Source organism: Paenibacillus larvae subsp. larvae, assembly GCF_002003265.1.
Lineage (GTDB): Bacteria > Bacillota > Bacilli > Paenibacillales > NBRC-103111 > Paenibacillus_H > Paenibacillus_H larvae.
Window position 1 is genome coordinate 3,808,847 of sequence record NZ_CP019687.1, and the last position, 26,591, is coordinate 3,835,437.

Consider the following 26,591-nt stretch of genomic DNA (forward strand, 5'->3'; position numbering starts at 1 on the left):
GTCGGTTTTTGTCGGTTTTGCGTATGGTAAAAGAAGGAAACTTTTTTATTTTGACAATGGACAGGGTGTGCTATAATAAAGCATTATTAAATGAAAATTACCCCCGTAATTATTTTCGGGATTTCGAAATTTATTGATAGTGATGAGGTGGAGCGGTGTTACTGGTGCCGTTAAAAAAGTTTCTAGGAAAACGTCAGACAACCCACCCCAATTCTGCCCAAACCCAGCAGCCTGAGCAGATCATACTTCGGATACAACAAGGGGATTTAAAGCTGCGAAATCAATTTATCATTAATTATCAGCCATTTATTGCGAAGGTGGCCAGCCGTTTTTGCAAACGATATATCGATCCGACAAGAGATGACGAGTACAGTATCGCTTTAGCCGCTTTTAATGAAGCGATCAATCAATTCTCAAGTGAGATGGGCCGTTCTTTTTTCGGATTCGCTGAAACGGTAATGCGTCGGCGTTTGATTGATCATGTGAGAAAGGAACAGAAATTTAAGAACCAAATTCCATACAGTTCATTCGAACAAGAGGATGAGGAAGATCACCTTATCAATCCTGTCGAAATTCACCAGGCTTTGGATTATTATGACTTGCAGAAAGGAACGGAAGAACGCAGAAATGAAATCATCGATTTCAACCGGTGTTTGTCAGAATACTCTATCCAATTCCTCGACCTGGTGGAAGTTTCACCTAAACATGAGGATTCCAGGAGAATGCTGTTTGCCATTGGAAAACAGCTTTCTGAAGATATTGAATTAATGCGCCTCTTAAAACAAAAGCGTCAACTGCCGATCAAAGAATTACTTGGACAAGTCAGCGTGTCGCGAAAAACGCTTGAGCGTAACCGGAAATTTCTGATCGCTGTAGCGTTGATTTGTCACGGTCCTTATCCCTACTTGAAAGATTATCTTCAGCTTGAAGAGGATCATCATACCACGAAAGAAAGAAGAGAGGCGTATGAATAAAGGAATTGTCATGGAGATCAGTGGCAATACACTCATCGTGATGCAGCCAAACGGAATATTCAACCGAATTCCTCGGGGAACTAGAGAAGTAGAGATTGGGGAAGAAGTAAGTTTCACTGAAGAAAGTCTTATTAAAAAGCGTACGTTCAATTGGAAACTGGTCTCAAGTTTAACTGCAGCTGTGTTTCTTTTCGTAATCCTGGCAACGGGTTTGATCGGCCTTGTCCCAGGACCCCAGGTTGTGGCCTATGTCTCCATGGATATCAATCCAAGTATAGAAGTGGGTATTGATAAAAAAGAGATTGTACTTGAAGCCACGGGTTTGAATAAAGACGGGGAAAAGCTGATTTCCATGATAACCTATAAGGGAAAGACACTCCAGGAAGTGGTAAGGGAAATTTTAGAAGTGGCTGATGATTCTAAAGGTGCTCTTGGCAAATCGGAAGGGGATATTATTATTTCCAGTACCCTGGTAGGGGATAAAGAATCCTTGGACGATGACTTGCTGGCCAAAGACCTCAAGGATAGCGTAAACCGTTATTTGGAAACAGAGCATAAGGACCAGATGAACGGGTTCACGGTTACGGCTTTCTCTGTTCCTAATGAATTAAGGGAAGCCGCGGCTCTTAAGGGAATCTCTGCTGGTAAATATGCTATTTATTTGAATGCAAAAAACCAGGGAACCAACCTTTCTCTGGATGATTTCAAGGAGCAATCTGTTTATAAGCTGGCTGCCCAATACGGTGGAATTCAAAAATGGGTGAGCCAGGATGTAGCTTTAACCAAAACCGGGTTTCGGGAGCTTGTGGATGACGAGCGGACCGGCAAACTGGATAAACGGGTGAAGGAGAAGCAGGAGCAAGAAAAAGATCTGACAGAAGGCGGAATGGCCAAACCCGGGATGGAAGCAGGTCAGGATGGAAATCAAACGACAATTCCTGAACCCCAGAAAGACGATATAAATGAGGAAAAGGACAAAACCGGGCAAACCCAAAAACCTACGCCGACCCCCTCTTCCGGGGAGGCCACAAAGCTGAAACCAAGGCAGCCTAATAAAACACCCACGGATTCAAAATCAAAGCCTTCTGAAGATTCGTTAAAATAAAATTTCGGGAAAAGCCCCCTTCCGGGGCTTTTTTGTCTTATTTTGTCTAGTCCTAGGGCATCTATCGTCTTCTGGAAAATAGTGTGATACAATCATTTCCATAATCATGTAATTGGATATATCAAGCGCTTGAATACATATGTTTTGAAAGGAAGAGCCTATCCTGTTCATACTCCCGCCTTATTCTAAATGTCAAAGCAAGGAGGAGCAAAATGACTGATATTCGTCAGCTTTACCTTCAACATTTACACCAATTTGTGACGGGTGGAAGTGAAGACAGTATGGGTTACCGGTCTGTTTTAGGTCCCGTACTGACGGCGTACTTGCCGGAAGACCTCATTGCCATGCATGAAGAATGTATGCTGTCTATCATCCGTCATGCAGATGCAGAAGAAGCGCTTCGTATGTATCATAAATCTTTCCTGTTCCTTATGGAATTGATTGCTTATTGCCGGATAGGATCCAGAGAAGCTGCCGCCGCCACGGACTGGAGAGAGCTGCTGCTGCAAAGTGAACATTCAGCCCGGACGGTAAAAAGCAAATATGAAAATGTACTGCAACATATGGATAGCGGAATCGCCTTGTTTGATCAAGATGGCTACCTGACTTTTGCGAATGTGAAACTTGGTCAATTTCTGGGGATTCCCAGACGAAGTATTTTAGGATATCATTTTTACCATTTGATCCGTCATCCGGATCTGGGAAAAAGCACGAAAAGGCTTCTGTATAAGCTGTACAAAGAAATGATCGTGTTAGGGAACCCTTTTCAGGAAGTTACCAATTTACGGGGCAGGCACCTTCTGGTTACGGCTAAATTTGACGATGAATTGGACGGAGACATTCTGATAAGTGTTAAGGATGTAACAGAATTTAAGAAAATCGAGCAATCCGCATACTATAATGATAAGCTGGCCATGCTTGGCAAGATAGCTGCGGCTATTGCCCATGAAATCCGTAACCCGCTTACATCGATACGGGGATTTATTCAACTTCTTCAGCCGGAACTAAGCAAACTGGGGAAGGAGGATTATGGGAAAATTATTATTGATGAAATTGACCGGGCTAATGATATCATTTATGAGTTTTTAAATTCGTCGAAGCCTACCAAGCCCGTTAAGCAAAAAATTCTTATTTCTTCCTTGCTTAAAGAAGTGGTGATGCTGTTTGAAAGCGAAGCATTACTCCGGGGGTGCCAAATCAAAATTACAGAGGCGGATTCGGATTTATGGGTTAGGGTGGATACCAAGCAGTTGAAGCAAGTATTCTCGAACTTAGTCAAAAACGCGGTTGAAATCCTGACGGCATCAGGGGAAGGCCAGCAGGGAATGATTGAAATCAAAGCCAAGAAGAAAGAAAAGCAAGCCTTTATACAAGTGAGGGATAACGGACCAGGCATGGATGAACATACTCTTTCCAGGCTGTTTGATCCGTTTTTTACAACAAAAGAGGAAGGGACCGGGCTTGGGTTGTCTGTAAGCTATAACATTATCAAAAATCATGGAGGGACCATTGTAGCGGAAAGCGAGAAAGGCCGGGGAACGGTTTTTAACATTGAGCTGCCATTGGAAGGGGGCATGGCTAACTGTGCAACCGGATTTCTGAAATGAGCTGGAACCGCCCCTTGTATGCGCTTCCTTCTTCGTCCAATACATGATTAGCACCTTAACCGGTTAAGGAGAATGCAGGGAATGCTTCATAAAGAAAACCGCTCCAAGAAGCGGTTTTCTTTATGATATTCAAGCGGACCATTACGCAGAAGTGTGATGTTTTTTTCTTGTGCGGATGATTTGTCCGGAGTTGATCCGTTCCAAATTCTCCAGGGGAATGGAAATGCGTATGGACTCCGGCTGTACCGAAGGGGAAGCTGCTGAGGACAAACAGGCGGAAAGATCATGTATAGGGATACCAATCCAACTTTTATGTTTGCCATGCCTGCGCAGCTGTTCAGGAGCGATTTCTACCAGTAGAGTCTGGCGATAAGGGACATGAGGTTCATGGACCCATTCGGCATCCTCCAGCTTAATATACAGCGTGCTTTTCTTGCGATCAATGAGATCAGGATGGAAAGTAGCAAACAGGAATCCCATAGGAGCAAGTTCCAAAGGGGGTGTCCGTTCCAACCTGATATTAAATTTCTTGGAATTGCTTTGCAGGAGCTGATTCTTCGACTTGCTTGGAAGAAGCAGAACAATAATAAGAGGAACAGCACTTGCCGCATATATGAAAAGGTGAGATTGAAACCAAAAAGCAAATCCGATCAAACTGCCGAATAGAAGGATAAAAAGCAAGATATAAACAGCTCTTTTTTTAATAAGAGATCACCGCCAGTAGTCTTAGAATGAATGAATCAATTTCAAAACGCCTGCCAGTTGTTTTATGAAATTGATTCGAATAATAAAAACATTGTAGCACAGGACAACAAGGCAGGAAAGCTCGGACAAGGTGCTTAAAATTTGGATGGATTTCTGCCCGGTTCCAACATAGAGGCATCTAACGATGCCGTATTGCCCTCATCAATTGGTTGAGGCCCTTTGGAAACACCATTCCGGAGGAATTACGGAGATATAAAACGGAGCTATAAAAAACCACTCCTTTCAGGCGGGAATACACCCTTAAGGAGTGGTTTGCTTATAAGCAGCCCGGCATGATTACCCGCAGCTGCAGTTCAGTATGGGCTTGCGGGCTGCCCCAGCCTCATCCAGACGGCTTACGGTTGTTGTATACGGAGCATTGATGACGAGTTCCGGGTTTTCTTCGGATTCATTGGCGATTCTAATCATGGTATCGATAAAGCCATCCAGCGTCTCTTTGCTTTCAGTTTCCGTAGGCTCGATCATGATGCATTCTTCCACATTAAGCAGGAAGTAAATGGTAGGCGGATGATAACCGAAGTCAAGCAGCCGTTTGGCCATGTCCAACGTTTTTACACCCAGCTTTTTTTGGCGGGTACCGGAAAGCACGAATTCATGTTTGCAGAAGCGGTTGAACGGTACATCAAAATAAGGGGCAAGCCGCTTTAACATGTAGTTGGCGTTCAATACGGCATATTCCGATACTTTACACAGTCCATCTGGCCCGTATGTCCGGATATAAGTATAGGCGCGCACCAGAATGCCAAAGTTTCCGTAAAAGCTTTTAACCCGTCCGATAGACTCGGGAAAATCGGAATTGAGATAGAAAGTTCCGTCCTCTCTTTTATCTACGATTGGTGCGGGAAGATACGGAATCAGTCTGCTCTTTACCCCGACAGGACCGGCACCGGGCCCCCCGCCGCCGTGAGGGGTACTCATCGTTTTGTGCAGGTTCATGTGAACCACATCGAAGCCCATGTCTCCGGGACGGGTGATACCCATGATAGCGTTGGCGTTAGCCCCGTCATAGTACAGGAGGCCTCCGGCTTCATGGACTACTCGGGCAATCTCCGTTATATCTTCTTCAAACAGTCCCAGTGTATTCGGATTAGTCAACATCAGGGCTGCCGTATCCGGACCAACTACGATCTTAAGCTCATCCAGATTTACAAGTCCGCGTTCGTTTGATTTTACCGTCACCGTATCAAAGCCTGCGGAGGAAGCACTGGCAGGATTCGTCCCGTGAGCGGAATCCGGAACGATGACTTTGGTCCGCTTTTCTCCACGGCTTTCATGATAAGCGCGGATCATCATCAATCCGGTCCATTCTCCGTGCGCCCCGGCAGCAGGCTGCAACGTAACCTGATCCATGCCCGTGATCTCGGCAAGATCCTGCTGCAGATTGTATAGAAGCTCAAGCGCTCCCTGTATGGATTCTTCAGGCTGATAAGGATGAATATGGGCAAATCCGGCAATGCGGGCTATATCCTCATTAATTTTAGGGTTATATTTCATCGTACAAGAGCCAAGCGGATAAAAACCGTTATCAATTCCGAAGTTACGACGGGACAAGGCAGTATAATGGCGGATGACATCCACTTCGTATACTTCAGGAAGCTCAGCAGGTTTCTCTCGCTGCAAAGCTTTCGGGATCAGGCTGTCCAAATCCTGTTCCGGAACATCGCAGTCAGGAAGGGAATATCCTACCCGGCCCGGGCTGCTCATTTCAAAAATAAGCGCTTTGTCGTGTTTGTTCTCGCTCATAACAGACCCTCCAATGCTTGCGTAAATTGATCGATATCTTCTTTTGTCCTTTGCTCAGTTACGGCAATCAGCATGTGATGCTTCAGAGCGGGATCGTCCAGCCCCAGATCGTAGCCGCCGATGAAACCTTTTTCCAGCAGCTTCAGATTAAGGGCGGTTAAATCTGTTCCCTCCGGCAATTTGATCACGAATTCATTAAAGAAACTGTCTTCCTTGAAAGCAAGGCTGATACCAGTTACTTCTTCGAGTCTGGCGGCTGCATAATGGGCCTTTTGTACATTCAGCCTGGCCACCTCTTGAATCCCCTGTTTGCCCATAGCGGACAGATAGACCGAGGCACAAAGGGCCAGAAGCGCCTGGTTTGAACAAATGTTACTTGTCGCTTTCTCACGGCGGATGTGCTGCTCCCTGGCTTGCAGGGTAAGCACGAAACCACGCTTTCCGTCGCGGTCCACGGTCTGGCCGACGATCCGGCCCGGCATACGGCGCATCCACTTGTTCGTGACGGCGAAGTAACCGCAGGTCGGACCGCCCAGTGAAGCGGCAATGCCAAGCGGCTGACAATCTCCGACTACAATATCGGCTCCTAGCTTGCCCGGTGCTTCCAGAAGTCCGAGTGTAAGCGGGTTGGCGCTCACCACAAGCAGTCCCCCTGCCTGGTGGATCAGCGGTTCCACAGCCCTGATATCTTCGATACACCCGAAGAAATTCGGTGATTGTACGATTACGGCAGCAGTATCGCTGCTGATCGCGGAAGCGAGTGATTCCAGGTCGGTAACCCCGCCTTTGACCGGAATCTCGGCGATATCAAGATTCAACCCGGGGGCGGTAGTCCTTAGGATCTTTCTTGCTTCCGGATGAACGGAGCGGGAGATCACGACTCGGCCGCGTCCGGTTGCGGAGGCGGCGAGTGCACCCGCTTCCGTAAGTGCGGTCGGACCGTCATACATGGAAGCATTGGCAACAGCCATGCCGGTCAATTCACAAATGTAAGATTGAAATTCAAAGATGGCCTGAAGTTCTCCCTGGCTGATTTCAGGCTGATAAGGCGTATAGGCTGTATAAAATTCAGAACGGGAAATTACATGATTAATGATGACCGGAAGATGGTGATCATAAATACCGGCTCCAAGGAAAGAAGTATGCCGCTGAGTATCGGCGTTCTTCCCGGCAAGACGGTGCATATAGCGAAGGAGAGCCTGTTCGTCCATGGCTTCGGAAACCCGGAGTCGTCCTTTATAACGGATTTCCTCGGGGATATCTGCGAATAATTCATCAATGGAAGTGATGCCGATTGTTTTCAGCATATCGGTCTGATCCTGCTCTGTCATCGGTAAATATCGGTGCAACATAATCGATTCGATCTCCTCTCTTCGGCTGTGTCCTGGAAGGTCACTTGCCTGCCCGTTTATAGAATGGGGTTTTGACTACTTTGGCTTTTATCTGCCTGCCGCGAATCTCTACATACAGCTCAGTATCCAGGGCCGAGTAAGCACTGTCGATTAAAGCAAGCCCTACACTTTTTTTCAGGGTTGGGGATTGGGTACCTGTAGTGATTTCCCCGATTTGTTTACCGTCTGCATATACCGGATAATGGCTCCGGGGAATACCCCGTTCCAGTAATTCCACACCTGCCAGCTTGCGGGGAACACCCTGCTCTTTTTGTAAGGAAAGCGCTTTCCGTCCGATAAAATCTCCTTTGTCAAGCTTGACGAAGAAAGATAAACCGGCTTCAAGTGGTGAAATATCAGCAGAGAGCTCTTGTCCATATAGGGGAAGCCGTGCTTCGAAACGAAGTGTATCGCGTGCACCCAGGCCCGCAGGAATCAGCCCTTCGGGTTCTCCGACCCGCAGCAGTTCGTTCCACAGGTAAACCGCATCACCGCTTTCCACATACAGCTCAAATCCGTCCTCTCCGGTATATCCGGTCCGGGAAAGAATGGCACGCTTCCCGCTAACGGCGACATCCTGGACGAAACGGAAGGGCTTCAGCTCACGGATTTTCTCATGTTGACCCGGTTCCACCAGCTTCATCAGTACAGTTTCGGCAAGCGGTCCTTGAAGAGCGAGAAGTGCGGTCCGGTCCGAAACGTTATCGAGTTTTACTCCCGACTTATTATGCTGCTGTATCCATTCAAGGTCTTTTTCAATATTGGAGGCGTTGATAACCGCCATATATTTGTGTTCACTAAGACGGTAAATTAAAAGATCATCGACCACTCCTCCGTCCGGATAGCACATAAGGGTATATTGACATTGTCCGTCTTGAATTTTGCTTAAATCGTTGGTAGTCAGATGTTGAAGGAAGGATAGAGAATCAGGGCCGGAAACAAACACTTCGCCCATGTGGGAAACGTCAAAAAGTCCGGCATGGCTGCGGACAGCCTCATGCTCCCTTTGAATGCCGGAGAATTGTACAGGCAGTTCCCAGCCGCCAAAATCAATCGGTTTTGCACCGTACTGCTCGTAAACGGGGTAGAGGGGAGTTCGTTTTAACATAAAATCATCCTTTGCTTTAGCGTATTTGAAAAAGATTCAACCGTTTCATCGTTCAGATATCCATCTGATTCGGGGAAAAAAGCACGTTCCAAACAAAAGAAGATAAATTCGATGCACGCAAAAAAGAGCAGAAAGTATGCAGTCCAAATAAGACATACTTTTTGCTCTGTCCTTGTTACCTGAGAGTTACCTTCACCACAGGCAGGGGATGCCCGCGGTCAAGTTTCCCCGTTGGTGTCTGCTCCAGGCTTGCTGCTGTTACTCTGCCCCTAGCTTTTTTTGTCTGCCGGGCAGGCGATTTTAGCGTATAAAAAGCGGCAGCAGAACTCTCCAGAGATGCGTCCGGTACAGGTCCTTTTGCCTGAGAGATTCACCCCGCTGGGCTTACTCCTTCGGCGTTACGTCCATGCGCAATCTCTCCCTGCACCTTCATTCGCCCGATTTGTGATTGTGTAAGCAATCATACTATCTTTATTATTATGCTTTTCTGGGACCATTTGTCAATAGAACTTTCTTTAACAGAGATCCGTAATATACAGTATGACTTGACTTTGGTCTTTTCGTTGGATTACTCTTAAATCAAACTTTGAACAAGCAGAGGGGAGATTAGTGCAGTGAGCCAAGTGTTACCTGATCTGTTATATACCAAAGAACATGAATGGGTGAAAGTACTTTCCGATAATCTGGTACGCATCGGAATTACCGATTTTGCCCAGGCACAGCTGGGAGATATCGTATTTGTGGAGCTTCCGCAGGAAGGGGCTAACGTGACTGCTGATGAGAGCATTGGAAGCGTAGAGTCTGTTAAAACCGTATCGGATATTTTCTGTCCCGTGAACGGTGTGGTAAAGAGTGTAAACAAGACTCTGGAAACTTCTCCGGAAGTGGCAAATACGAACCCTTATGAAGATGGCTGGCTTGCAGAGGTAGAAGTATCCGTTCCCGAAGCTTTGAAGGAACTGCTTACGGCTGAGCAATACCAGGCATTTACCGACGGAGAATAAAACCCGCGGGCCAAAAGCCACATGTTGCTAGAGTCCCTTTAAGATTTGGAATAAGACTGCTGCCAAAGCGTTTTTCCTGCTAAAGGGGCTTTTTTATTATCATTTTGAACTTCATAAAAAGTTCAAGGAATCCTTTCGGGAACGGAAGGAGATTATCAGGCCGCAGTCAAAGTTATTCAGTGAGAAACAGGGTCTTCTGTTACGAAGGGAGATGAAGAATAATGTGTTTCCAACATGTCCTAGTAGCTTATGATGGGTCTAATCTTTCCAAAAAGGCTTTAAAAAAAGCGGCAGAGTATGCCAAAAGAGATCCGGATATTGCTCTTGAGGTCATTCATGTGCTGTATCTGCCTTCCTCCATTATGGGATCTGCTTTTGTAGTGGCTCCGCCGACTTATGAAGAAGAAATTGAACAAGAAACCAAACAAATGCTCCAGGAAATTAGGGAGGAGCTTAAAGAGCTTCCTAATCCGGTAAAAGTGGAACTGCTCAAAGGGAACCCGGCCGAGCAGATTCTGAAACATACGGAAGCAGGCAATTATGATTTGATTGTGATGGGAAGCCGCGGGCTCGGTCCTATCCGAGAATTTATTTTGGGAAGCGTCAGCCATAACGTTGTACAGCGGGCCAAGATTCCTGTTTTAATTGTGAAATAAGCCGAAATATCATAAAAACGTACGGAATCACAACAAGCGTCGAGAACCACGGGTTTTATCTTCAGGCAGTCCATAGAATTTGAAGGATTGGAAGAATGCAAGTACGCTACTAAACTTGCTTTGGATAATGTGATCCGGATCTTGAAGGAAAGCTGGTTTTCTTGTATGTCATAAAGAGTTTTGATCAAAGAAAGCTGCCGTGTGAAGGGTTTTAACCTTTTATCCGGCAGTTTTTTCATATTAGCTCAAAGCCCCTTTCAATGCTAAAATAAGAAGGACTTTTTATTCGAACGGGCAGTATGGAGGTGAGAAAATTGGCGATAAGTGGGAAGATATCGGTGATTGGCAGCTTAAATATGGACTTGGTACAGCAGGTTCGGAACTTTCCAAAGCCTGGAGAGACAACTCCGGCGATGAAGACAAGCTATTGCCCCGGAGGTAAGGGGGCCAATCAGGCGGTTGCGGTTTCCTTGTCCGGTACGGTAGTGAACATGCTGGGGGCTGTCGGTTCTGACGCATTTGGAGAGAAACTGGTTAACCAACATCAGATGATTTGCCAATATTGTAGACAACCAGTTAAGTAGCAAGAAGATGGAAGGAGCAGGAGACTTTTATGAGTAAAAACGAACAGGCTTACTTGGAACTTTGCCGCCACGTACTGGAGCACGGAGAAATAAAAGAGGATCGCACCGGTACAGGAACGGTCTCTCTTTTTGGGTATCAGATGAGATTTAACCTTCAGGAAGGGTTTCCGCTGCTCACGACCAAACGGATACCTTTCCGGCTGATTGTCAGTGAACTGCTTTGGTTTATCAAGGGAGATACCAATATACGATATTTACTTGAACATAATAACCACATTTGGGATGAGTGGGCTTTTAAACATTATGTGGAAAGCTCTAGCTACCAGGGGCCGGATATGACGGATTTCGGCCTCCGCTCTCAAAGGGATGAAGCCTTCCTGATTCAATATGAAGAGCAGATGAATAAGTTTACGGAACGAATTCTGAAGGACCCGCAATTTGCCCTGGAATTCGGGGATTTGGGAAATGTATACGGGAAACAATGGAGGGCATGGAAAACCTCTAACGGCCAAACCATCGACCAACTGCGGGATATCATAAATACCATCAAGATTAATCCTGATTCCCGGAGGCTGATTGTCTCTGCCTGGAATCCAGAAGATATTCCGTCCATGGTTCTCCCGCCCTGCCATACCCTGTTTCAGTTCTATGTGACACGGGGCAGGTTATCGTGTCAATTGTATCAGCGGAGTGCGGATATTTTCTTGGGGGTTCCTTTCAATATAGCCAGTTATGCTTTGCTCACCCATTTAATTGCCCACGAATGCGGGATTGAGGCGGGAGAATTCATTCATACGCTGGGTGACGCTCATGTTTATTCCAATCATGTAGACCAGGTAAAGCTTCAGCTCAGCCGTGAACCTAAACAGCTGCCAAGCCTTTATATTAATCCGGAGGTTTCTTCTGTATTTGATGCTGTAGTGGGGGATATCCGCCTGGAAGGGTACGATCCGCATCCGTCTATTAAAGCTCCGGTAGCTGTATAAAGCCCGGAGGAATCGTGCAGAACAACCGGCGGGAAAATAAGGAGGGACAATCACATGCTTTCTTATATGTTAGCTATGGACAGACAGCGGGGGATCGGTGTCCGTAATCAGCTTCCCTGGCATTTGCCCGAAGATCTGAAATATTTTAAACGGGTCACGATGGGAAAAGATATTATCATGGGACGTAAGACTTATGAATCTATTGGTAAACCGCTGCCGGGAAGAAAAAATATAATTTTAACCCAAAATAAGGGGTACCGCGCAGAAGGATGTACGGTGGTTCATTCTCCCCGGGAAGCCCTTGCCGTTTCGTCTACGGAGGAAGTGTTTGTAATCGGAGGAGCGGAGATTTTTCGGCTTCTCTGGCCGCGTGCGGACCGGCTGTATATCACCCGGATTGAGGAAACGTTTGAGGCGGACACCTTTTTTCCGGACATTTCTCCTTCGGAATGGGTAAAAATCTCTTCCGAGCAGGGAATCAAGGATGAACGAAATCCTTATACGTATTACTTTGAAGTTTACGAAAGAAAAGACGGATAATAGAAAAAGAATCTCTTTACATAGGGTATGGGGTATAGTACAATTGGAAACGAGGGAGGGATGAAGTATGGAGCATGCGAATGAATCACCGATGCTGGAACGCAAGAGCCATCATTCGGATAAGACAAAGAATAGCCTCGTAACCAGATTGAACCGGATTGAGGGACAGATCCGGGGTGTTAAAGGAATGATTGAGAAAGATACTTATTGCGATGATGTACTCAACCAGCTCGCTGCCATCCAATCTGCCCTCAATGGCGTTGGAAAGCTGCTGCTGGAGCATCATATGAAAAGCTGCGTCATAAACCGGATTCAAAATGGGGAGCCTGAAGTGATTGACGAACTCCTCATTACCGTAAACAAACTGATAAAATAACTGTAAAAGGAGAGATAAACATGGAAAAAGTAACTTTGCAAGTGGAAGGCATGTCTTGCGGGCATTGTGTCAAATCAGTCGAGGGAGCGGTCAAGGAAGCGGGTGGCAAGGCCAAAGTGAGCCTCGAAACCAAGTCTGTTGAAGTGGAATATGATGCCGGGAAAGCAAATCTTGAAGCGATCAAAGAAGCCATTGAAGAACAAGGTTACGACGTGAAATAAAGAGATCCTTACACTACCGGAAGCCCTGAACAGGGCATGCCGGATTTTTTACCCCTTCAATATAGGGTAGGGGGGTATAATGGGAGGTAGTGCCATGAGCGACAAACAAATTACGCTGGAAGTAACGGGGATGACTTGTGCCGCGTGTGCAGTCCGTATTGAGAAGTCCGTAAGTAAAATGCCGGGGGTAAAGGAGGCAAATGTGAACCTGGCTTTAGAGAAAGCAACCGTCATTTATGATCCCGGACAGATTAAAGTGGAGGAAGTGGAACAAAAAATCCATAACCTGGGGTACGGAGTGGTTAAGAAAAAAGCGGAATTCAATATATCCGGCATGACCTGTGCCGCGTGTGCAAACCGGATAGAAAAAGGCCTGAACCGGATGCCCGGCATTGCCGGGGCAAATGTGAACCTGGCCCTTGAAACAGCTGCTGTCGAATACTATGAAGGAGTGGTTACGGAAAAGGACATCCTGGATAAGGTCAGTCAGCTTGGTTATCAAGCCGAACCGAAAGCCGGAGAAGAGGGCAAGACGGATCATAAAATGCAAGAGATCCGCCGCAAACAAATGAAGCTGCTTTTTTCGGCGCTGTTCTCCGTTCCTTTGCTGTGGACCATGGTTGGCCATTTTCAGTGGACTTCCTGGATATGGACACCAGATATATTAATGAACCCCTGGATTCAGCTTATTCTGGCAACGCCTGTTCAGTTTATTATTGGAGCACAGTTTTATGTGGGGGCCTACAAAGCACTCCGAAATAAAAGCGCGAATATGGATGTTCTGGTAGCACTGGGGACATCCTCCGCCTATTTTTATAGTCTTTACCAAACGATTCTATCAGCCGGATCAAACAGTCATCACGCTCCGGAATTATATTTTGAAACAAGTGCGATTCTGATTACATTAATCCCCCTGGGCAAATTGTTCGAGGCCTTAGCCAAAGGCAGAACCTCGGAAGCCATTCAATCCTTGCTTGGCCTACAGGCTAAGACGGCTGTAGTGATCAGAGACGGTAAGGAAATCGAGATTCCCGTTCAAGAAGTAGTTACCGGTGATGAAATTATGGTTCGGCCGGGTGAAAAAATTCCTGTAGACGGGGAAGTTATTAGCGGTTCATCCAGTGTAGATGAATCCATGCTCACAGGAGAGAGTATTCCGGTGGAAAAAGAAGCGGGCGATACGGTCATTGGAGCTACCATCAACAGGAACGGTTCCTTGCGGATGAAAGCTACAAAAGTAGGAAAAGACACGGCACTGGCTCAAATCGTAAAAGTGGTAGAACAGGCTCAGGGGGCTAAAGCTCCTATCCAGCGGATTGCCGATACCATTTCAGGTATTTTTGTGCCGATTGTAGTAGGGATTGCTATCCTCACGTTTCTCATCTGGTATATCTTTGTCTCCCCTGGGGATTTTGCCGTTGCTTTGGAAAAAGCTATTGCTGTTCTTGTTATTGCCTGTCCTTGCGCATTAGGGCTCGCAACCCCGACTTCCATTATGGCCGGATCCGGCCGTGCAGCTGAATGGGGAGTCCTGTTTAAAGGAGGAGACGTTCTCGAAACGGCGCAGGCAGTCGATACGATTGTGCTGGATAAGACAGGAACTGTGACCAAAGGGAAACCCGAACTGACAGACGTCATCCCTATTGACGGCTTCAACGAGGGAACATTTCTGGAACTTGTCGGATCTGCCGAAAAACGTTCAGAGCATCCTCTTGCGCAGGCTATTGTTACCGGAATTGAGGAGAGGGGTATTTGTCTGATTGAACCGGAAACGTTTGAAGCAGTGCCGGGAGACGGTATTCTCGCCACCGTCAACGGACATAAGGTAGCGGTAGGTACCCGCCGTTTAATGAAACAACTAGGGGCCGATATTCAACAGGCAGAGGATACATTGCGCAAGCTGGAAGAAGCGGGGAAAACAGCCATGCTGGGAGCAGTGGACGGTACGTTCGCCGGGATAATCGCTGCCGCTGATACAGTGAAGGAAACCTCAGCTTCCGCTATCCGAAGGCTTTATGGGATGGGACTTCGTCTCATGATGATAACCGGAGATAATGTACGGACGGCCACAGCTATTGCCCGCCAGGTTGGGATTGAAGAAGTACGAGCGGAAGTGCTTCCCGAAGGTAAAGCAGATGAGGTGAAGCGGCTTCAGGAACAAGGCTTTCGTGTAGCGATGGTGGGGGACGGCATCAATGATGCTCCTGCTCTTGCGGCCGCCGATATCGGGATGGCCGTGGGAACCGGAGCGGATGTGGCCATCGAAGCCGCAGATATTACACTGATGCGGGGTGATCTCCATGCAATTGCGGATTCACTGTTCATGAGCCGCCGTACGATGGTTAATATCAGGCAGAACCTGTTCTGGGCCTTGGCCTACAATACGGTTGGCATTCCGGTTGCCGCTGCAGGCTTTCTGGCTCCATGGCTGGCAGGGGCGGCCATGGCTCTCAGTTCCGTGAGCGTTGTACTTAACGCGCTAAGGCTGCAAAAAGTGAAACAGCCTTATAAAAGTACTTGAGGCTTAACAAAAAACCGGCTGCTCCAGCCAGCCGGTTTTTTCATGTGAAGAGAAGATCAGGCCTTCTTTTTAAATATAGAGATCAAAAGGGCGAGTACGCTTACGACAAGGGCTGCTATGGAAAGATACAGCGGAGTATTCGTAGCGCTGTCTGCGGCTTGTTCAGGAGCTGAAAGCTGAGTGTTTCCGTGGCTATCCTTCGTTGCTCCTGCGGGCTTAGGCTGTACTTTCGTGATAGAAGCAGGTTTATCCGAGCCTTCAGCTCCGGTCCATTCTACAATACTTCCATCCGAATATGTCTGATAGGCTTTCCAAGTGATGGAGGCCGCATTGTCGGCAATTTTTCCCTGCATGCTGAATTCCGCAAATTCATTTTTTTTAATACCGTCTCCCCGGGCCTTCCAGGTGACACCCGTAATATTTCCTTGTTCGTCCTTGGCTGTTTCGTAGGTCCATCCCGGCTTTGGCTCAAAGGAAGATACCTTCACATTGGATATATCGAATTTAACTTTCACCTGGGTGGTAGGGATTCCTTTTTCAGTTGGAACCTTGACTACAAACTTTTGATAGGAACCCTGTATGGCTTCGTTTGGCGAAACCGTCACATGGGCACTGGCGGTACCGGCAAAAAGAAAGGCGCTCATAAGTAAAGCGCAAAGATACATTGTGATTTTTTTCATTGCAATATACACAGTCCTTTCAATTTGGCTTCTATTTACTCACTTTACACGAAGTGAAGAGAGGGATGTATGGCTCAATCGGGCTATTTTTACTCGGAAATATGCCCATAATGTGTCAGTTGATGTTTAACTGCATAGGCTGTCAACTGGACCCTGTTTTCCAGATTAAGTTTATCCAAAATATTCTTCATATGATTCTTTACGGTATTTTCGGATATGGAAAGGCGGAGGGCGATTTGTTTGTTGTTATACCCTTTAGATACATGGGCGACGATCTCGGTTTCCCTGGCTGTCAGTACAGAAGGACTCGGGTCCTGTTCCGTTCCTTTAACCGGTGATCTGAACTGGCTCATAATACGGTCCGCCATCTTCCGGGCTACCTCGGAGTTATCATCCAGGAGGGCATGCAGGTATAGCAGCCATTCATCGGGATCCATGTTTTTTAACAGATAGCCTTGGGCCCCAAATTGGACTGCGATAAACAAATCTGCGACATTATCTGATACCGTAAGCATGACGACCTTAATGTGGGGCTGCTTCTGTTTGATCAGACGGAGGGCATCCAGGCCGTTCATTGGAGACATGTTAATATCCAACAGCACCAAATCCGGCTTGAGCTGAGAAGATAAGAGGACAGCTTCTTCCCCGTGACGGGCTTCCCCTACAACCGTAAATATCGCATCCTCTTCCAGCAGGCTAAGCACGGCCTGCCGGGCCAGCGGATGGTCATCCGCAAGCAGTACCCGGTAAGGTTCACAGTAATTCATAACCAGCACTCCTTTTCTCGATAAAGATGCAGGCGGGTTCCCTTCTCCCCGTCCGGGGCTGTAAGGGTAAAGCAGGCACCTAATTTATTTGCTTTTTTTTGCATCATCGGGATTCCATAATGCTTATGGGAACTCTGAATATTCAGCAATCCTTTCCCATTATCCCGGATTTCTAGAGACCAGTTGTCTTTCCCTCCTTGAAGAGAAAGGCAGGCTTTTGTTGCTTCGGAATGTTTACGGATATTTGTGAAAGCTTCCTGAACAATACCAAACAATAGCACTTCTTCAGCCGGGGCAAATACCCTTTCAGGGAGGCCGATCCTTGTCTCTACATCAATGCCGGACAAGGTTTCCCAGTCCGTGAGCCATTTGCTTAACCGGTCTTTTAGGGAAGTGCCTTCTTCCGGAAGTGTACGCAAATTAAAAATGGCTTGTCTTAAATGGTTATCGATTTCCGAAACAGCGGCCCTGGCCTCCTCAATTTTACCCTGTTTAAGCTTTACATTGAGAAAAAACAGCGTCTGGGCCAGATTATTATGAAGCTCGTTGGCAAAACGTTCTCTTTCCTCGTATACCGCCCGTTTTGTTTTTTCCTCGGCGAGGCTCTGGTTGCTTCTCTCAATCTGTTCAAACATCCACGCAGTAAAGAAATAGGAGAGAAGCAGGGTCATTAGTGTTATGTAGACATTACCCGTTTCCATGGACAACAGATTCAGCATAAATTCATGCCGGATATATTCAAATCCGCCAATAACTGCAGCCGGCAAAAATATGCACAGCAGCTTCAGTTTTCGCAAATTCATGGCAGATCCTCCTCTCGGTTCTTTTGTCCGGATAAGTACAAGCTTTTTCTCTTGTGTATCGTACAAAACGGCTGTATGAAATTCAAACGTTTTCCTTTTCAACGAAAAACACTCCCTGGACCGAACACAGCAAGAGCCGAAGTTCTTCAGAGAGTGTTTCGCTTCTTTTTTAATGGGACACTCACCGGAAAGCGACCACTATCTTTTATAAGAAAGGTGAAGTCGTTTTCCTTTACAGGACTCTCATCTCGGGGAAGCAGGTTTGCCCGTTCTTTCTTGGTTGACCAGGTTATAGGGGGGCAAACAATTGACCAACCGGGCGCAGGTTTGGAAAGGGGGGTTGTTCATAGGAGTGCATTCAAGGTCTTCATCCAGCACTTCGATCCAATGAATGTGTTCAATGGGGAGCAGCACGTTGTTTACTTTGATTAACTGAAACTGTTCATAATAGGAGGATATAATTCCCACCATGATGTCCGCGCCGCAAGCGACTTTCACTTTGTTTTTCTGGCAGATCAGCATCTCAAACATCGTATCTCACCTCTTCATAATAAAGACAGAACCTGAAAAGCGGATGTTATCCTTTTGAAACAAAAATATTTACTATTATTTATTCTTCTGGGAAAAATCGAAAAATCCTGCTTTCTTTAAATAAGCTGCAGAAAAATATCCCATTACCGGATATCATACCTGACATAAACCAAAACAAACATGATGTATTCCTGTCCGGAGCCTGTTTCTTCCGGAGAGAATAGTTATAGTTGTTCTTTCACTTGATGAAGGGAGGAGGCATAAGTAAAATAAAAGTGCAAGCCGGCTTAATCCTTTTGAAAGGAGGCGATGGCATTGATCATCCAACACGAGGTGATTTCCGTTTAACCTGCGGAAATCATTGGATGCAGGGAGGCTGAAAGGCCTCTCCCTTAGTTTTCTTCTAGACAGTTTGTTTTATTGCCCATATAATGGAAGTATCTAAATTTGAACGAAAGGAGAGTTTTACAATGAGAATGACACCCAATTCCGTATTTTTCCAATCCGAGGTGTTTCATCCCTAGCCGAATATCTGATCTGGAATAACCGTATACCTGTCTGTATAGGTTTTCTATACATACAACGTTCAGGCACGATCCAGATTTGGCTATCGTGTTTTTTTATTTCCTTTTGAAATAAAAAGTAGGGAGATGAAACCCCTCGGCAAAGTTGCTCAGTACCTGATTGAAACGAGCTATTGCTACAATGAGGAGGGTTTCATCCATGAGTTATAAGAACGGTAAAGATATCCTGCCGCCCAGTCTGTTAAAGCAACTGCAAGACTATATACAGGGCGAAATTATTTATATTCCTAAAAAAGAAAACCGCAGAGCCGGGTGGGGAGAGAATAATGGGACCCGCCTAGTGATCGAACGAAGAAACAGAGAGATTTACCAGATGTATCAGAATGGCTCCACTGTGGTGGAATTAATTCATAAATACCATTTATCGGAAGACAGTATACGGAAAATCATTGCCAAAACAAGAGAAAAAGTAAAGCAGGCATAAAGAACAGTGGCAGCTGTCGCTGTTTCTTTTTTTGTTTCCTTGTAAGAAAGGAACCGTTTTACTTCTGGCTTTTTTTATATTTTTTTCATAGAATTGTCATGTCTGTCCTTGTTGTGAAAAATGTTATTGACTTATACTTGATGGATAACGATTGTAAGATCCGGAGGTTGGAATGAACAGAAACAAAAAGCTGATAAAGCGTTTGCATGCCTGGATGCTTATTTTGTTCGCAGGGATACTGCTTTGGAACTGGTCCCCGCAAATGACATATGGCCATGCTTCTTTGCTGAAAGCCGAACCTGAACAGAACAGCGTGATCAAGGAACCGCCCGGGCGGATATCCTTAACCTTTAACGAAAGATTGGAAGATGGCCTTTACTATATCAAAGTACTGGACCAGAACGGGAAGTCCGCCACAGATAATCAGGCGGTTTTGTCTAGTGACCGGACCGGTCTGGAACTGCAGCTGCCTAAACTGAAAGACGGAATTTATGTTGTGTCGTATCATATTATTTCTGCTGACGGGCATCCGGTAAGCGGAAGTTACCCCATTACGATCGGAGAGACTGCACAAAATAATGCTCCGCCATCCGGCCAGCAGGGGAATACCCCCAATTCGGGCGGTCATCATCATGGAGGCGGAACTTCCGGCCAGCTAATTCAAAATCTGTCAAGAGGACTCTGGTATTTTACGCTTCTTTCCTTGGCCGGATGGCTGATCTGGCTGAGAATGTCCGGGGTAGAACCGGGGTCCTTTAGGAAAGAATTATCTTTCTGGACGCTAAATCTCCAGCGGGCTCATTTGGTTGCCCTGCTTCTGGTAATATCCACCCATTTAGAGACTTTGCTGGGAGAAGGAGGGCTTGCCGATCTGGGTACTCTAATAGTCCGTACAAGCGTAGGACTCAGCTGGCTGATCACCTTTATCCTGTCCCTTACCGGATTTGTTCTGCTGGGCCGCAACAAGTGGACGGATATTGCCTGGGTTCTGGCCCTTCTCATTACAAAAGGGTCAACCGGCCATGCGGCTGTGTATACTCCGCGCCCGGTAACCATCGCAAGCGATTGTATCCATTTGATCGCTGCTTCGTTCTGGACGGGGGGCCTGCTGCTTGCTTTTGTGCTCTGGCGCAAACAAAAAGAACTGGTCCTGCCCTATTTGTCCCGCTTTTCTAAAACGGCCTTCATCAGTATTTTGATTTTGGCAGCTACAGGTATTCTTTCTACTTTTTTATTTCTGCCAAGTTTTCGTTACTTGCTTTATACTACTTGGGGAGTGCTGCTTTTAGTCAAATCTGGACTTGTCCTAATTGTCATTATCGTTGCGGCCTTCATCCGCATGTATATGAAGAACAAAGGGGAACGCTCCCTGAAGCAGTGGTTGAGAGTGGATTTTACACTTATGCTGGGGATAATCGGGATTGTTGGATTTCTGACATACACTTCTCCTACACCATCCAACGAACCTTTATACTGGCATGAGATGGGGGAACAGATTCATATGACCGCTTCCATCACCCCAAATGTCCCTGGAGTCAACAAGTTTATGACAAAAGTCTGGCTGCCTGAGTCCATGGGTGAACCGAAACGGGTTCAATTTATTCTGAAATATAAAGAAAAAAGGAACGTGACCGGTGACGGGGAAGAAGGGCTTGCCCCTATTGAGGTTCCTCTCAACAGGACGGAACAGTCCGAAAAGGATATTTCTTTCCCCGGATTCAAGCTGTACAGCTATAAAGCCGAAGGGGCTTTCCTGCCTTTCGATGGAAAGTGGGAAGTGGAGATCCGGGTAATGAATCCTCATGACGACGAAACAGTCTACCGTAAAGAAATACAGTTGTACGAACAACTGCCTAAATAAAACTTGAACGTTCAAAAATATGCACCCCTAAAGTACACCCCTAAAGCGGACATTGGAAACGCCTTGTGTGAAGCCGATGCTACCCCTTAGGGGTGTGTTCTTTTTGGTAAGGTTGTCCCCGAATGATGCCTGGTGTAAAGGTAACTTGACAAATTGAAAAGGAATCATTTATAATTAGTATATATCCAATGAATGGGAAAAATGGTTTGTTTTTGTTAACGGGGTGAGGAACTAAGTCAAGAGGTCACAAGGAAAATTAGCTCACATATTAGATAGGGGGCTGGTCAATCGATCATATCTATGAGAATGGAAATTAAACCCCCCCACTCATTTTAATCTGCCAATTTCCTAGTACTTTAATGAAAGTACACTATATTTTGGGAGGAATAAATCATGCAGAAGACGAAAGGAGAAATTTTTCATTTAGCAGTCGGCATCATCATTACCCTATTTGGAATTATAGATATCTTCAAACAGGTGAATTATGAGAATATATTTACACTATTTATTGGGATATCGGCAATTCTCACAGGAATCACCTATAAAGATGGAGAATATGACGAGAGAATTCGTTATGTGAAAGAAAAAGCAGGCTACTATTCCTATGCGATATCCGTTGTAAGTTTGTTTGTATTATTACTGTTGTATAGAAATGGGCTTATTTCTGGTGATGCTGCAGTGTATACGATGTTTTTCTTCCCGGCACTATTATTTTATGTAATTGGTTTTGTTGTTCATAAGAGGACATAGCCGGTAAATGTCATTGGGAGTGAAAAGGTCTTACTTTGAAACTTCTTTTCTTTTGTCATTCTACAAAAAATCCCCTCCAGGTCGAGTGTAACATCCTTCTGTACACCTTTTACTTAAAAAGGAGGGGCATTTTTTAAAATAAAAAAAGTCCAGTTCCTATGAACAGAACTCTTTTGAAAAACTAAATAGTAGTTTTAAAATTACCATAACCTTATTTTTGAGGATCTATACTTGTAGGTACACTTGGCCAAACAAGTGTAATATAAATTCCATACCCCCAATCGTTATCATTGAGTATTTCGGCTCCCTTGTTGTATAGAAAATAACCTGCGGTTGCTATGCCTTCAATGATTCTTCCTGGGGCACCGGGCATTTAGTAAGTATCAGTCCTATACATTCCCATTAGCACCCGATTTTAGAGAACGAACTATAGATTGTGTATCACTATGATTAAAATACAACATATAGCCCCACCAAAAAATAAAATAATCGGTTGTATTGAGAGCGACGGTAGGGTTGCTCCTATCTGTTTGGCCGTTGTAGGTAACGGATAAATCAGAATGAATGATTGCGTTTCCATTTCTAACATCTTCATTGAGTAAATTCATCCAGGAGCTAATAGAATGAATAATTTCATCAGGTACAGATACATTTTTCTTATAGCTTTCATCCAATAATAATGTGCCATCTGTTTGTAAATGTACATAAGGCTCCAGTTTCTTGCTGTATTGATAGACTATGTTATTTTCAAATAATGTGTCTGTTGATTGTTCTAAGTTTTCAGCAGTAGAAGCCAAGGAAGTGGTTGGGACTATTACTCCAGTAAGCAGGGAAGCAGAAAGAGCAATAACACACAGGCTCTTTTTCATAGAAATCCTCTCCTTAAATAATTAATAAAATACAATTACCATTATAAGTCAATTGGAAATATGTAAACGAAAAAAATGATTTGAGGAAATATTGTATACCTACTTTGTGCGTTATGGTCGATTATACTGATTTTCCTAGGGTATCCATAAGTAAACAAACCCAGGCCTATTTTACGGAATTAAATTGGAAATGATGTTATATCAAGCCATCCGAAATGTGGTCTTTTCCTGTTGTTGGTCTAAGCAAAAATATCTCCTTTTTTAGTGGGGACGATCGATAAACGACTTATTGGAAATGGTGGTGTGTCTTTTTGAAGAACAGGGTGAGAGAGTTGCGTGAAGAGAGGGGGATATCACAAGAGAAACTGGCACAAATATTAGGGGTTTCACGCCAATCAATCATATCTATTGAGAACGGCAGATATAATCCGTCACTCATTTTGGCTTATCAAATACCTAAGTACTTTAATAAAAGCATTGAATATGTATTTTTTTGGGAGGAATAAATTATGCAGAAAACGAAAGGAGACATTTTCCATTTGGCAGTCGGCATCATCATTACCCTATTTGGAATTATAGATATCATTTAACAAAGAAAGTATGGAAACAAATTCTTGCCAACTGCATCTCTCCCACACTGGGACTGTCTACTTATCATGTAATTATAGGTAATTATTTTGAATACATCGAGAATGATTATTAATATCCATACTGCAAACAAGTTAAACCAGCCTTAATCCGGGTGAAAGTTCGAACTAAGGCTTTATAATAGATGTTATTTTATTTCTGTCTACTTGACGGGGGTACTTCAATAACTTTTAGGACAGCCACTTTTTAAAGTGACATTCTTGCAGGTCACAGTCACCGTTCTCCGGTGGGCTTTCCTTTGTATTTGTCTCATCGAATTCACCGATACTCAGTATACCGTGGAAAAAGAATATTATTCTCTAAATGCACATGCTCAAAAGTCATAGATTCCAATTCCTCTAGACGGTGGTAAGTGATCTGGTAAGTCGTGCAGGCGCCTTCAGGTAATGTAAAGTCGGAAGTTACGCGGCGGATTTCTTTAAGCAAGTGGCCCGCTTCATCATTGCTCTTTCTCCAGTTCCCTGATCGTGTCAGCAAGCAGGTTTCTACTTTCTTCCGACGGTTTATTTTCGTAGGCTTGAATCTGTGGAAAAGAAATAGTCTCCTCCTTAAGGGTATGCTGCTCCAGTTCGGTTCGTAAAGCACGAAATAAACGGAAAACTTCCTGCAGATGAACATGATTTTCTCCGTGAACATGAAACACCTTGGTTACATAAGTATCTAACTGGGGAAGCTCCTCGCGCAAGTAAGCGTGGTGTTTGTCCACAATTAAATCAATAAGGTCAGTAGAAGACAGATGTGCAGGATCAGGCGTACCGGACCGATTTTCAACGTTCTTCATCTGAAGGTGCTGGATATCACGTAGAAGGTCATTAACATCCAATCCATGCTGTTTTGCTACTTCCTCCAAAGGCTTGTTTCCTCCACAGCAAAAGTCAATTTTATGGGTTTTAAAATAATCACTTGCTTTGGGAAACTGTATGACAATGTCTCGGATTTTGCTTTGAGCAGTAAAGGTCATTATAGGTCCTCCTTTATTTAATTCAAGTACAAGGCTATTATAATACGGTATTCTTGGTAAAAAGGTGATTAGGATCAATGCAAATCAAACTATTACAGTTTTTCGCTTGTGACTTCGTTTGTTTCGCCAAACCTTGGTAAATCTCGGATTTATTGCTCCTGTTCTTCCTGATAATACGTTTAGTGAATTTGTTCTTCTGATATTCTTGAACTTGAGAAGGTTATTTTTCGGATCAGATCTCACTCCGCTAAGGAACCATTTTGTTATTTCGTAAAATTTGATTTGAATCCTCTTTTTTTCCAGCAAGTAGGCGTAGAATTAGGGTGCCGTTAAAATGATCAGCAGGAGGTTATTCCAGTGCAAACTGAAATTAAGTTGTCCAAAGATATTTACTGGGTAGGAAAGATTGATTGCCGCGAGGTTCCCTTCCACCGTCTTCTTTTAACAAAAGGTACAACCTATAATTCGTATTTGCTTAAAACCAGCAAACCAACGGTAATTGATACGGTAGACATAGAGTTTGGAAGAGAGTTCGCTGAAAAAATATCCGAATGAATAGATCCGCTTGATATCCAATATATTGTCATTAACCATACCGAACCTGATCATTCAGGTGGTCTGGCGGCACTGGCCTCAAAGGCAACCAATGCCACGATTGTCTGTACGGAAATTGCTGTACCGGAAATTCAACAAATGTACAAGCTTCACCACCGCAATTATCTTGTGGTCAAAGATGGAGACCAGCTTGATATTGGAGGCAAGACGCTTCTCTTCAAAGAAACTCCTTATCTACACACAGAAGAAACAATGATTACTTACTGTATAGAGGATAAAATATTGTTTCCCTGCGATATTTTCAGCACACACGTAGCCGTGGAACATTTCTTTGCAGATGAAGCGGGATATGATATCACCGGGGATTTCATCGGATATTACCGAGCAATTATCCATCCGGACAGAAGATATGTCCGGACACTTTTGGAAGCTATCCGGGATTTAGAGATCGAAACCATTGCCCCTTCCCATGGTTTTATACTACGGCGTGATATTGCCAAATACATCGGCTTGTATGCTGAACTCAGTGCGGATACAAAGGACGACAAGAAAGTAACCATTGTATATGGAACGCTTAGAAATAATACCAAAAAAATGGCCCATATCCTGAGAGATTGTTTTCAAGAAAACAATATCAGTGTGGATTTGTGGGATGTAGATAAGAATGACGAGACTCAAATCTTAACCAGCATCGGGGCTGCTGATGCCGTCTTTATTGGCAGCTCAACTAAATATGCAGATATGGCCGGTAAATTGGAGATCTTTTTGCAGAAGATGCAGAACATGGAACTGGAAGGGAAGCTTGCAGCAGCATTTGGCTCTTACGGTTGGAGCGGCGAAGCCATTGAAGTAGTTCAGGATTATTTGAATAAGACGAATATGACTGTGCTAAGCACCTCAAACGTAATCAAGTCAACCGGAATGACCCATGTGGAATTCCCTGTGCGTGTACGCTTTTCACCAAAAGAGGAAGACAAAATCAAAAAAATCAAAAATGCTGCCGAATTCGTCTCAGACCTGCTGCTTAGTATTTAACGAAATCAGGAGAGGAACTCTCTTTGCGGAGCTATTGTATTCGAAAACGCTGCTGCTTCCTTACCGTATAAAGCCGCTATTGAACAAAAAATGAATCTCGAAAAAATAGATTATGCAACCTGCAGTATAGAGGAAGTAATGAACGAAGTCACAAGAAACTGCAATAACCCCGCCATAAATTTATGACAAGAAATCAATTTTATAAAACAACGGGCGAGCATTTACGAGAAGACGTAAATGACTGCGATCCAGATTTATCTATATCTTGTACCCGTTCATATGGGAATCTAAGTTTTGAAATTAATTCATAAGGAGAAAAAATTATGAAAAATATATATGTCAGCCTTGCGGGTATATTTATGATCCGAAGATTGGTGATCCTGATGAAGATATTTTACCCGGTACAGCTTTTGAGGATCTTCCCGAGGATTGGGTTTGTCCGGTCTGTGGTGAAGACAAAAGCCAATTTGCACCTATTGAAGGTTAACAGTAATGAAATGTTGTGCAGTCCTAAAGCATGATTGCACATGAGCAGAAAGAGT

Annotated in this window: 25 protein-coding genes, 2 pseudogenes and 1 riboswitch; of the genes and pseudogenes, 17 read left to right on the forward strand and 10 right to left on the reverse strand. The window is 44.7% G+C overall.

Features of this window, described 5'->3' with window-relative positions; genetic code table 11:
* The first annotated feature begins 164 nt into the window (after positions 1 to 164).
* From sigI to BXP28_RS19835, 3 genes are all read left to right on the forward strand, one after another.
* Positions 165 to 974, forward strand: a complete 810-nt coding sequence (gene sigI, locus BXP28_RS19825) for an RNA polymerase sigma factor SigI (protein WP_394804620.1) — start codon at positions 165 to 167, stop codon at positions 972 to 974.
* Entirely contained in the window at positions 967 to 2,079 is a 1,113-nt protein-coding gene (locus BXP28_RS19830) for an anti-sigma factor domain-containing protein (RefSeq protein ID WP_023484882.1), read from the forward strand. The genes sigI and BXP28_RS19830 overlap by 8 nt, the downstream gene beginning before the upstream one ends.
* Positions 2,080 to 2,291: 212 nt before the next feature.
* On the forward strand, positions 2,292 to 3,686 hold the full coding sequence (locus BXP28_RS19835; protein WP_046655046.1) for an ATP-binding protein: 1,395 nt from the start codon (positions 2,292 to 2,294) through the stop codon (positions 3,684 to 3,686).
* A gap of 141 nt (positions 3,687 to 3,827) precedes the next feature.
* Here the strand turns inward: BXP28_RS19835 and BXP28_RS19840 are convergent, their stop codons facing one another.
* The 4 genes from BXP28_RS19840 to gcvT form a co-directional block, all read right to left on the reverse strand.
* Positions 3,828 to 4,367 carry a hypothetical protein gene (locus tag BXP28_RS19840; RefSeq protein ID WP_023484884.1) on the reverse strand — a complete coding sequence of 180 codons (540 nt, stop codon included), beginning with the start codon at positions 4,365 to 4,367 and terminating at the stop codon, positions 3,828 to 3,830.
* Positions 4,368 to 4,727: 360 nt separating this feature from the next.
* Positions 4,728 to 6,194, reverse strand: coding sequence for an aminomethyl-transferring glycine dehydrogenase subunit GcvPB (gene gcvPB / locus BXP28_RS19845; protein ID WP_023484885.1), 1,467 nt, complete (start codon positions 6,192 to 6,194; stop codon positions 4,728 to 4,730).
* The gene (gene gcvPA, locus BXP28_RS19850) at positions 6,191 to 7,546 is read right to left on the reverse strand and encodes an aminomethyl-transferring glycine dehydrogenase subunit GcvPA (RefSeq protein WP_036655985.1); all 1,356 of its coding nucleotides are present in this window, start codon (positions 7,544 to 7,546) and stop codon (positions 6,191 to 6,193) included. The genes gcvPB and gcvPA overlap by 4 nt, the downstream gene beginning before the upstream one ends.
* 40 nt (positions 7,547 to 7,586) lie before the next feature.
* On the reverse strand, positions 7,587 to 8,693 hold the full coding sequence (gene gcvT / locus BXP28_RS19855) for a glycine cleavage system aminomethyltransferase GcvT (protein WP_023484887.1): 1,107 nt from the start codon (positions 8,691 to 8,693) through the stop codon (positions 7,587 to 7,589).
* A 339-nt stretch (positions 8,694 to 9,032) separates the two neighbouring features.
* A riboswitch (glycine riboswitch) is annotated at positions 9,033 to 9,126 on the reverse strand.
* Positions 9,127 to 9,307: 181 nt separating this feature from the next.
* Between gcvT and gcvH the strand changes: the two genes are divergently transcribed.
* The 8 genes from gcvH (at position 9,308) to BXP28_RS19895 (ending at position 15,581) form a co-directional block, all read left to right on the forward strand.
* A complete protein-coding gene (gcvH, locus tag BXP28_RS19860) occupies positions 9,308 to 9,697 on the forward strand; it encodes a glycine cleavage system protein GcvH (protein ID WP_024095265.1) in 390 nt (129 codons plus the stop codon).
* Between the two features lie 221 nt (positions 9,698 to 9,918).
* Positions 9,919 to 10,353: a universal stress protein gene (locus BXP28_RS19865; RefSeq protein WP_023484889.1), complete on the forward strand. Its 435-nt coding sequence runs from the start codon at positions 9,919 to 9,921 to the stop codon at positions 10,351 to 10,353.
* A gap of 314 nt (positions 10,354 to 10,667) precedes the next feature.
* On the forward strand, positions 10,668 to 10,937 hold the full coding sequence (locus BXP28_RS19870; RefSeq protein WP_024095264.1) for a PfkB family carbohydrate kinase: 270 nt from the start codon (positions 10,668 to 10,670) through the stop codon (positions 10,935 to 10,937).
* Between the two features lie 29 nt (positions 10,938 to 10,966).
* Positions 10,967 to 11,923 (forward strand): thymidylate synthase, encoded by a 957-nt coding sequence (locus BXP28_RS19875; RefSeq protein WP_023484891.1) that lies wholly within the window; start codon positions 10,967 to 10,969, stop codon positions 11,921 to 11,923.
* A 54-nt stretch (positions 11,924 to 11,977) separates the two neighbouring features.
* On the forward strand, positions 11,978 to 12,463 hold the full coding sequence (locus BXP28_RS19880; RefSeq protein WP_023484892.1) for a dihydrofolate reductase: 486 nt from the start codon (positions 11,978 to 11,980) through the stop codon (positions 12,461 to 12,463).
* 67 nt (positions 12,464 to 12,530) lie between these two features.
* Positions 12,531 to 12,839, forward strand: coding sequence for a metal-sensitive transcriptional regulator (locus BXP28_RS19885; RefSeq protein ID WP_023484893.1), 309 nt, complete (start codon positions 12,531 to 12,533; stop codon positions 12,837 to 12,839).
* A gap of 20 nt (positions 12,840 to 12,859) precedes the next feature.
* Positions 12,860 to 13,060 (forward strand): copper ion binding protein, encoded by a 201-nt coding sequence (locus BXP28_RS19890; RefSeq protein ID WP_023484894.1) that lies wholly within the window; start codon positions 12,860 to 12,862, stop codon positions 13,058 to 13,060.
* A 94-nt stretch (positions 13,061 to 13,154) separates the two neighbouring features.
* Positions 13,155 to 15,581: a heavy metal translocating P-type ATPase gene (locus BXP28_RS19895; RefSeq protein WP_202973276.1), complete on the forward strand. Its 2,427-nt coding sequence runs from the start codon at positions 13,155 to 13,157 to the stop codon at positions 15,579 to 15,581.
* Positions 15,582 to 15,637: 56 nt separating this feature from the next.
* Here the strand turns inward: BXP28_RS19895 and BXP28_RS19900 are convergent, their stop codons facing one another.
* The 4 genes from BXP28_RS19900 to BXP28_RS19915 form a co-directional block, all read right to left on the reverse strand.
* Complete coding sequence (locus BXP28_RS19900; protein ID WP_036657482.1) at positions 15,638 to 16,261, reverse strand: YcnI family copper-binding membrane protein; 624 nt, start codon at positions 16,259 to 16,261, stop codon at positions 15,638 to 15,640.
* Between the two features lie 89 nt (positions 16,262 to 16,350).
* Entirely contained in the window at positions 16,351 to 17,028 is a 678-nt protein-coding gene (locus tag BXP28_RS19905) for a response regulator (RefSeq protein WP_023484897.1), read from the reverse strand.
* Complete coding sequence (locus tag BXP28_RS19910) at positions 17,025 to 17,933, reverse strand: sensor histidine kinase (RefSeq protein ID WP_023484898.1); 909 nt, start codon at positions 17,931 to 17,933, stop codon at positions 17,025 to 17,027. Before BXP28_RS19910 ends, BXP28_RS19905 begins: the two co-directional genes overlap by 4 nt.
* A gap of 141 nt (positions 17,934 to 18,074) precedes the next feature.
* On the reverse strand, positions 18,075 to 18,362 hold the full coding sequence (locus BXP28_RS19915) for a hypothetical protein (protein WP_077585183.1): 288 nt from the start codon (positions 18,360 to 18,362) through the stop codon (positions 18,075 to 18,077).
* A 723-nt stretch (positions 18,363 to 19,085) separates the two neighbouring features.
* Between BXP28_RS19915 and BXP28_RS19920 the strand changes: the two genes are divergently transcribed.
* The 3 genes from BXP28_RS19920 to BXP28_RS19930 all read left to right on the forward strand — a co-directional run bounded on the left by BXP28_RS19920 (position 19,086) and on the right by BXP28_RS19930 (position 21,981).
* Positions 19,086 to 19,370 carry a CD3324 family protein gene (locus BXP28_RS19920; protein WP_023484899.1) on the forward strand — a complete coding sequence of 95 codons (285 nt, stop codon included), beginning with the start codon at positions 19,086 to 19,088 and terminating at the stop codon, positions 19,368 to 19,370.
* A gap of 172 nt (positions 19,371 to 19,542) precedes the next feature.
* Positions 19,543 to 21,231 (forward strand): copper resistance CopC/CopD family protein, encoded by a 1,689-nt coding sequence (locus BXP28_RS19925; RefSeq protein WP_023484900.1) that lies wholly within the window; start codon positions 19,543 to 19,545, stop codon positions 21,229 to 21,231.
* A gap of 393 nt (positions 21,232 to 21,624) precedes the next feature.
* Positions 21,625 to 21,981, forward strand: coding sequence for a hypothetical protein (locus BXP28_RS19930; protein ID WP_023484901.1), 357 nt, complete (start codon positions 21,625 to 21,627; stop codon positions 21,979 to 21,981).
* Positions 21,982 to 22,370: 389 nt separating this feature from the next.
* Here the strand turns inward: BXP28_RS19930 and BXP28_RS19935 are convergent, their stop codons facing one another.
* Positions 22,371 to 22,850, reverse strand: a complete 480-nt coding sequence (locus BXP28_RS19935) for a hypothetical protein (protein WP_023484902.1) — start codon at positions 22,848 to 22,850, stop codon at positions 22,371 to 22,373.
* Between the two features lie 311 nt (positions 22,851 to 23,161).
* On the opposite strand from BXP28_RS19935, the gene BXP28_RS19940 reads away from it, so the two are divergent.
* The gene (locus BXP28_RS19940) at positions 23,162 to 23,356 is read left to right on the forward strand and encodes a helix-turn-helix transcriptional regulator (protein WP_036655993.1); all 195 of its coding nucleotides are present in this window, start codon (positions 23,162 to 23,164) and stop codon (positions 23,354 to 23,356) included.
* A 400-nt stretch (positions 23,357 to 23,756) separates the two neighbouring features.
* On the opposite strand, the pseudogene ric reads toward BXP28_RS19940, so the two are convergent.
* Positions 23,757 to 24,459, reverse strand: a pseudogene (gene ric / locus BXP28_RS19945) (iron-sulfur cluster repair di-iron protein).
* 357 nt (positions 24,460 to 24,816) lie between these two features.
* Between ric and BXP28_RS19950 the strand changes: the two are divergent.
* Both BXP28_RS19950 and rd read left to right on the forward strand, forming a co-directional pair.
* A pseudogene (locus BXP28_RS19950) lies at positions 24,817 to 26,049 on the forward strand (FprA family A-type flavoprotein).
* A gap of 307 nt (positions 26,050 to 26,356) precedes the next feature.
* Complete coding sequence (rd, locus tag BXP28_RS19955; protein ID WP_077585288.1) at positions 26,357 to 26,536, forward strand: rubredoxin; 180 nt, start codon at positions 26,357 to 26,359, stop codon at positions 26,534 to 26,536.
* Positions 26,537 to 26,591 lie beyond the last annotated feature (55 nt).

Excerpts from the sequence above, each read along its gene's own strand:
- gcvT (WP_023484887.1), bottom strand. The coding sequence starts at position 8,693 with ATGTTAAAACGAACTCCCCTCTACCCCGTTTACGAGCAGTACGGTGCA.
- BXP28_RS19900 (WP_036657482.1), bottom strand. The coding sequence starts at position 16,261 with ATGAAAAAAATCACAATGTATCTTTGCGCTTTACTTATGAGCGCCTTT.
- BXP28_RS19885 (WP_023484893.1), top strand. The coding sequence starts at position 12,531 with ATGGAGCATGCGAATGAATCACCGATGCTGGAACGCAAGAGCCATCAT.
- BXP28_RS19935 (WP_023484902.1), bottom strand. The coding sequence starts at position 22,850 with ATGAAAAAGAGCCTGTGTGTTATTGCTCTTTCTGCTTCCCTGCTTACT.
- gcvPA (WP_036655985.1), bottom strand. The coding sequence starts at position 7,546 with ATGTTGCACCGATATTTACCGATGACAGAGCAGGATCAGACCGATATG.
- BXP28_RS19835 (WP_046655046.1), top strand. The coding sequence starts at position 2,292 with ATGACTGATATTCGTCAGCTTTACCTTCAACATTTACACCAATTTGTG.
- gcvPB (WP_023484885.1), bottom strand. The coding sequence starts at position 6,194 with ATGAGCGAGAACAAACACGACAAAGCGCTTATTTTTGAAATGAGCAGC.
- BXP28_RS19925 (WP_023484900.1), top strand. The coding sequence starts at position 19,543 with ATGAACAGAAACAAAAAGCTGATAAAGCGTTTGCATGCCTGGATGCTT.
- BXP28_RS19875 (WP_023484891.1), top strand. The coding sequence starts at position 10,967 with ATGAGTAAAAACGAACAGGCTTACTTGGAACTTTGCCGCCACGTACTG.
- BXP28_RS19890 (WP_023484894.1), top strand. The coding sequence starts at position 12,860 with ATGGAAAAAGTAACTTTGCAAGTGGAAGGCATGTCTTGCGGGCATTGT.
- BXP28_RS19905 (WP_023484897.1), bottom strand. The coding sequence starts at position 17,028 with ATGAATTACTGTGAACCTTACCGGGTACTGCTTGCGGATGACCATCCG.
- BXP28_RS19915 (WP_077585183.1), bottom strand. The coding sequence starts at position 18,362 with ATGTTTGAGATGCTGATCTGCCAGAAAAACAAAGTGAAAGTCGCTTGC.
- BXP28_RS19895 (WP_202973276.1), top strand. The coding sequence starts at position 13,155 with ATGAGCGACAAACAAATTACGCTGGAAGTAACGGGGATGACTTGTGCC.
- BXP28_RS19920 (WP_023484899.1), top strand. The coding sequence starts at position 19,086 with ATGAGTTATAAGAACGGTAAAGATATCCTGCCGCCCAGTCTGTTAAAG.
- BXP28_RS19880 (WP_023484892.1), top strand. The coding sequence starts at position 11,978 with ATGCTTTCTTATATGTTAGCTATGGACAGACAGCGGGGGATCGGTGTC.
- BXP28_RS19865 (WP_023484889.1), top strand. The coding sequence starts at position 9,919 with ATGTGTTTCCAACATGTCCTAGTAGCTTATGATGGGTCTAATCTTTCC.
- BXP28_RS19830 (WP_023484882.1), top strand. The coding sequence starts at position 967 with ATGAATAAAGGAATTGTCATGGAGATCAGTGGCAATACACTCATCGTG.
- BXP28_RS19930 (WP_023484901.1), top strand. The coding sequence starts at position 21,625 with ATGCAGAAGACGAAAGGAGAAATTTTTCATTTAGCAGTCGGCATCATC.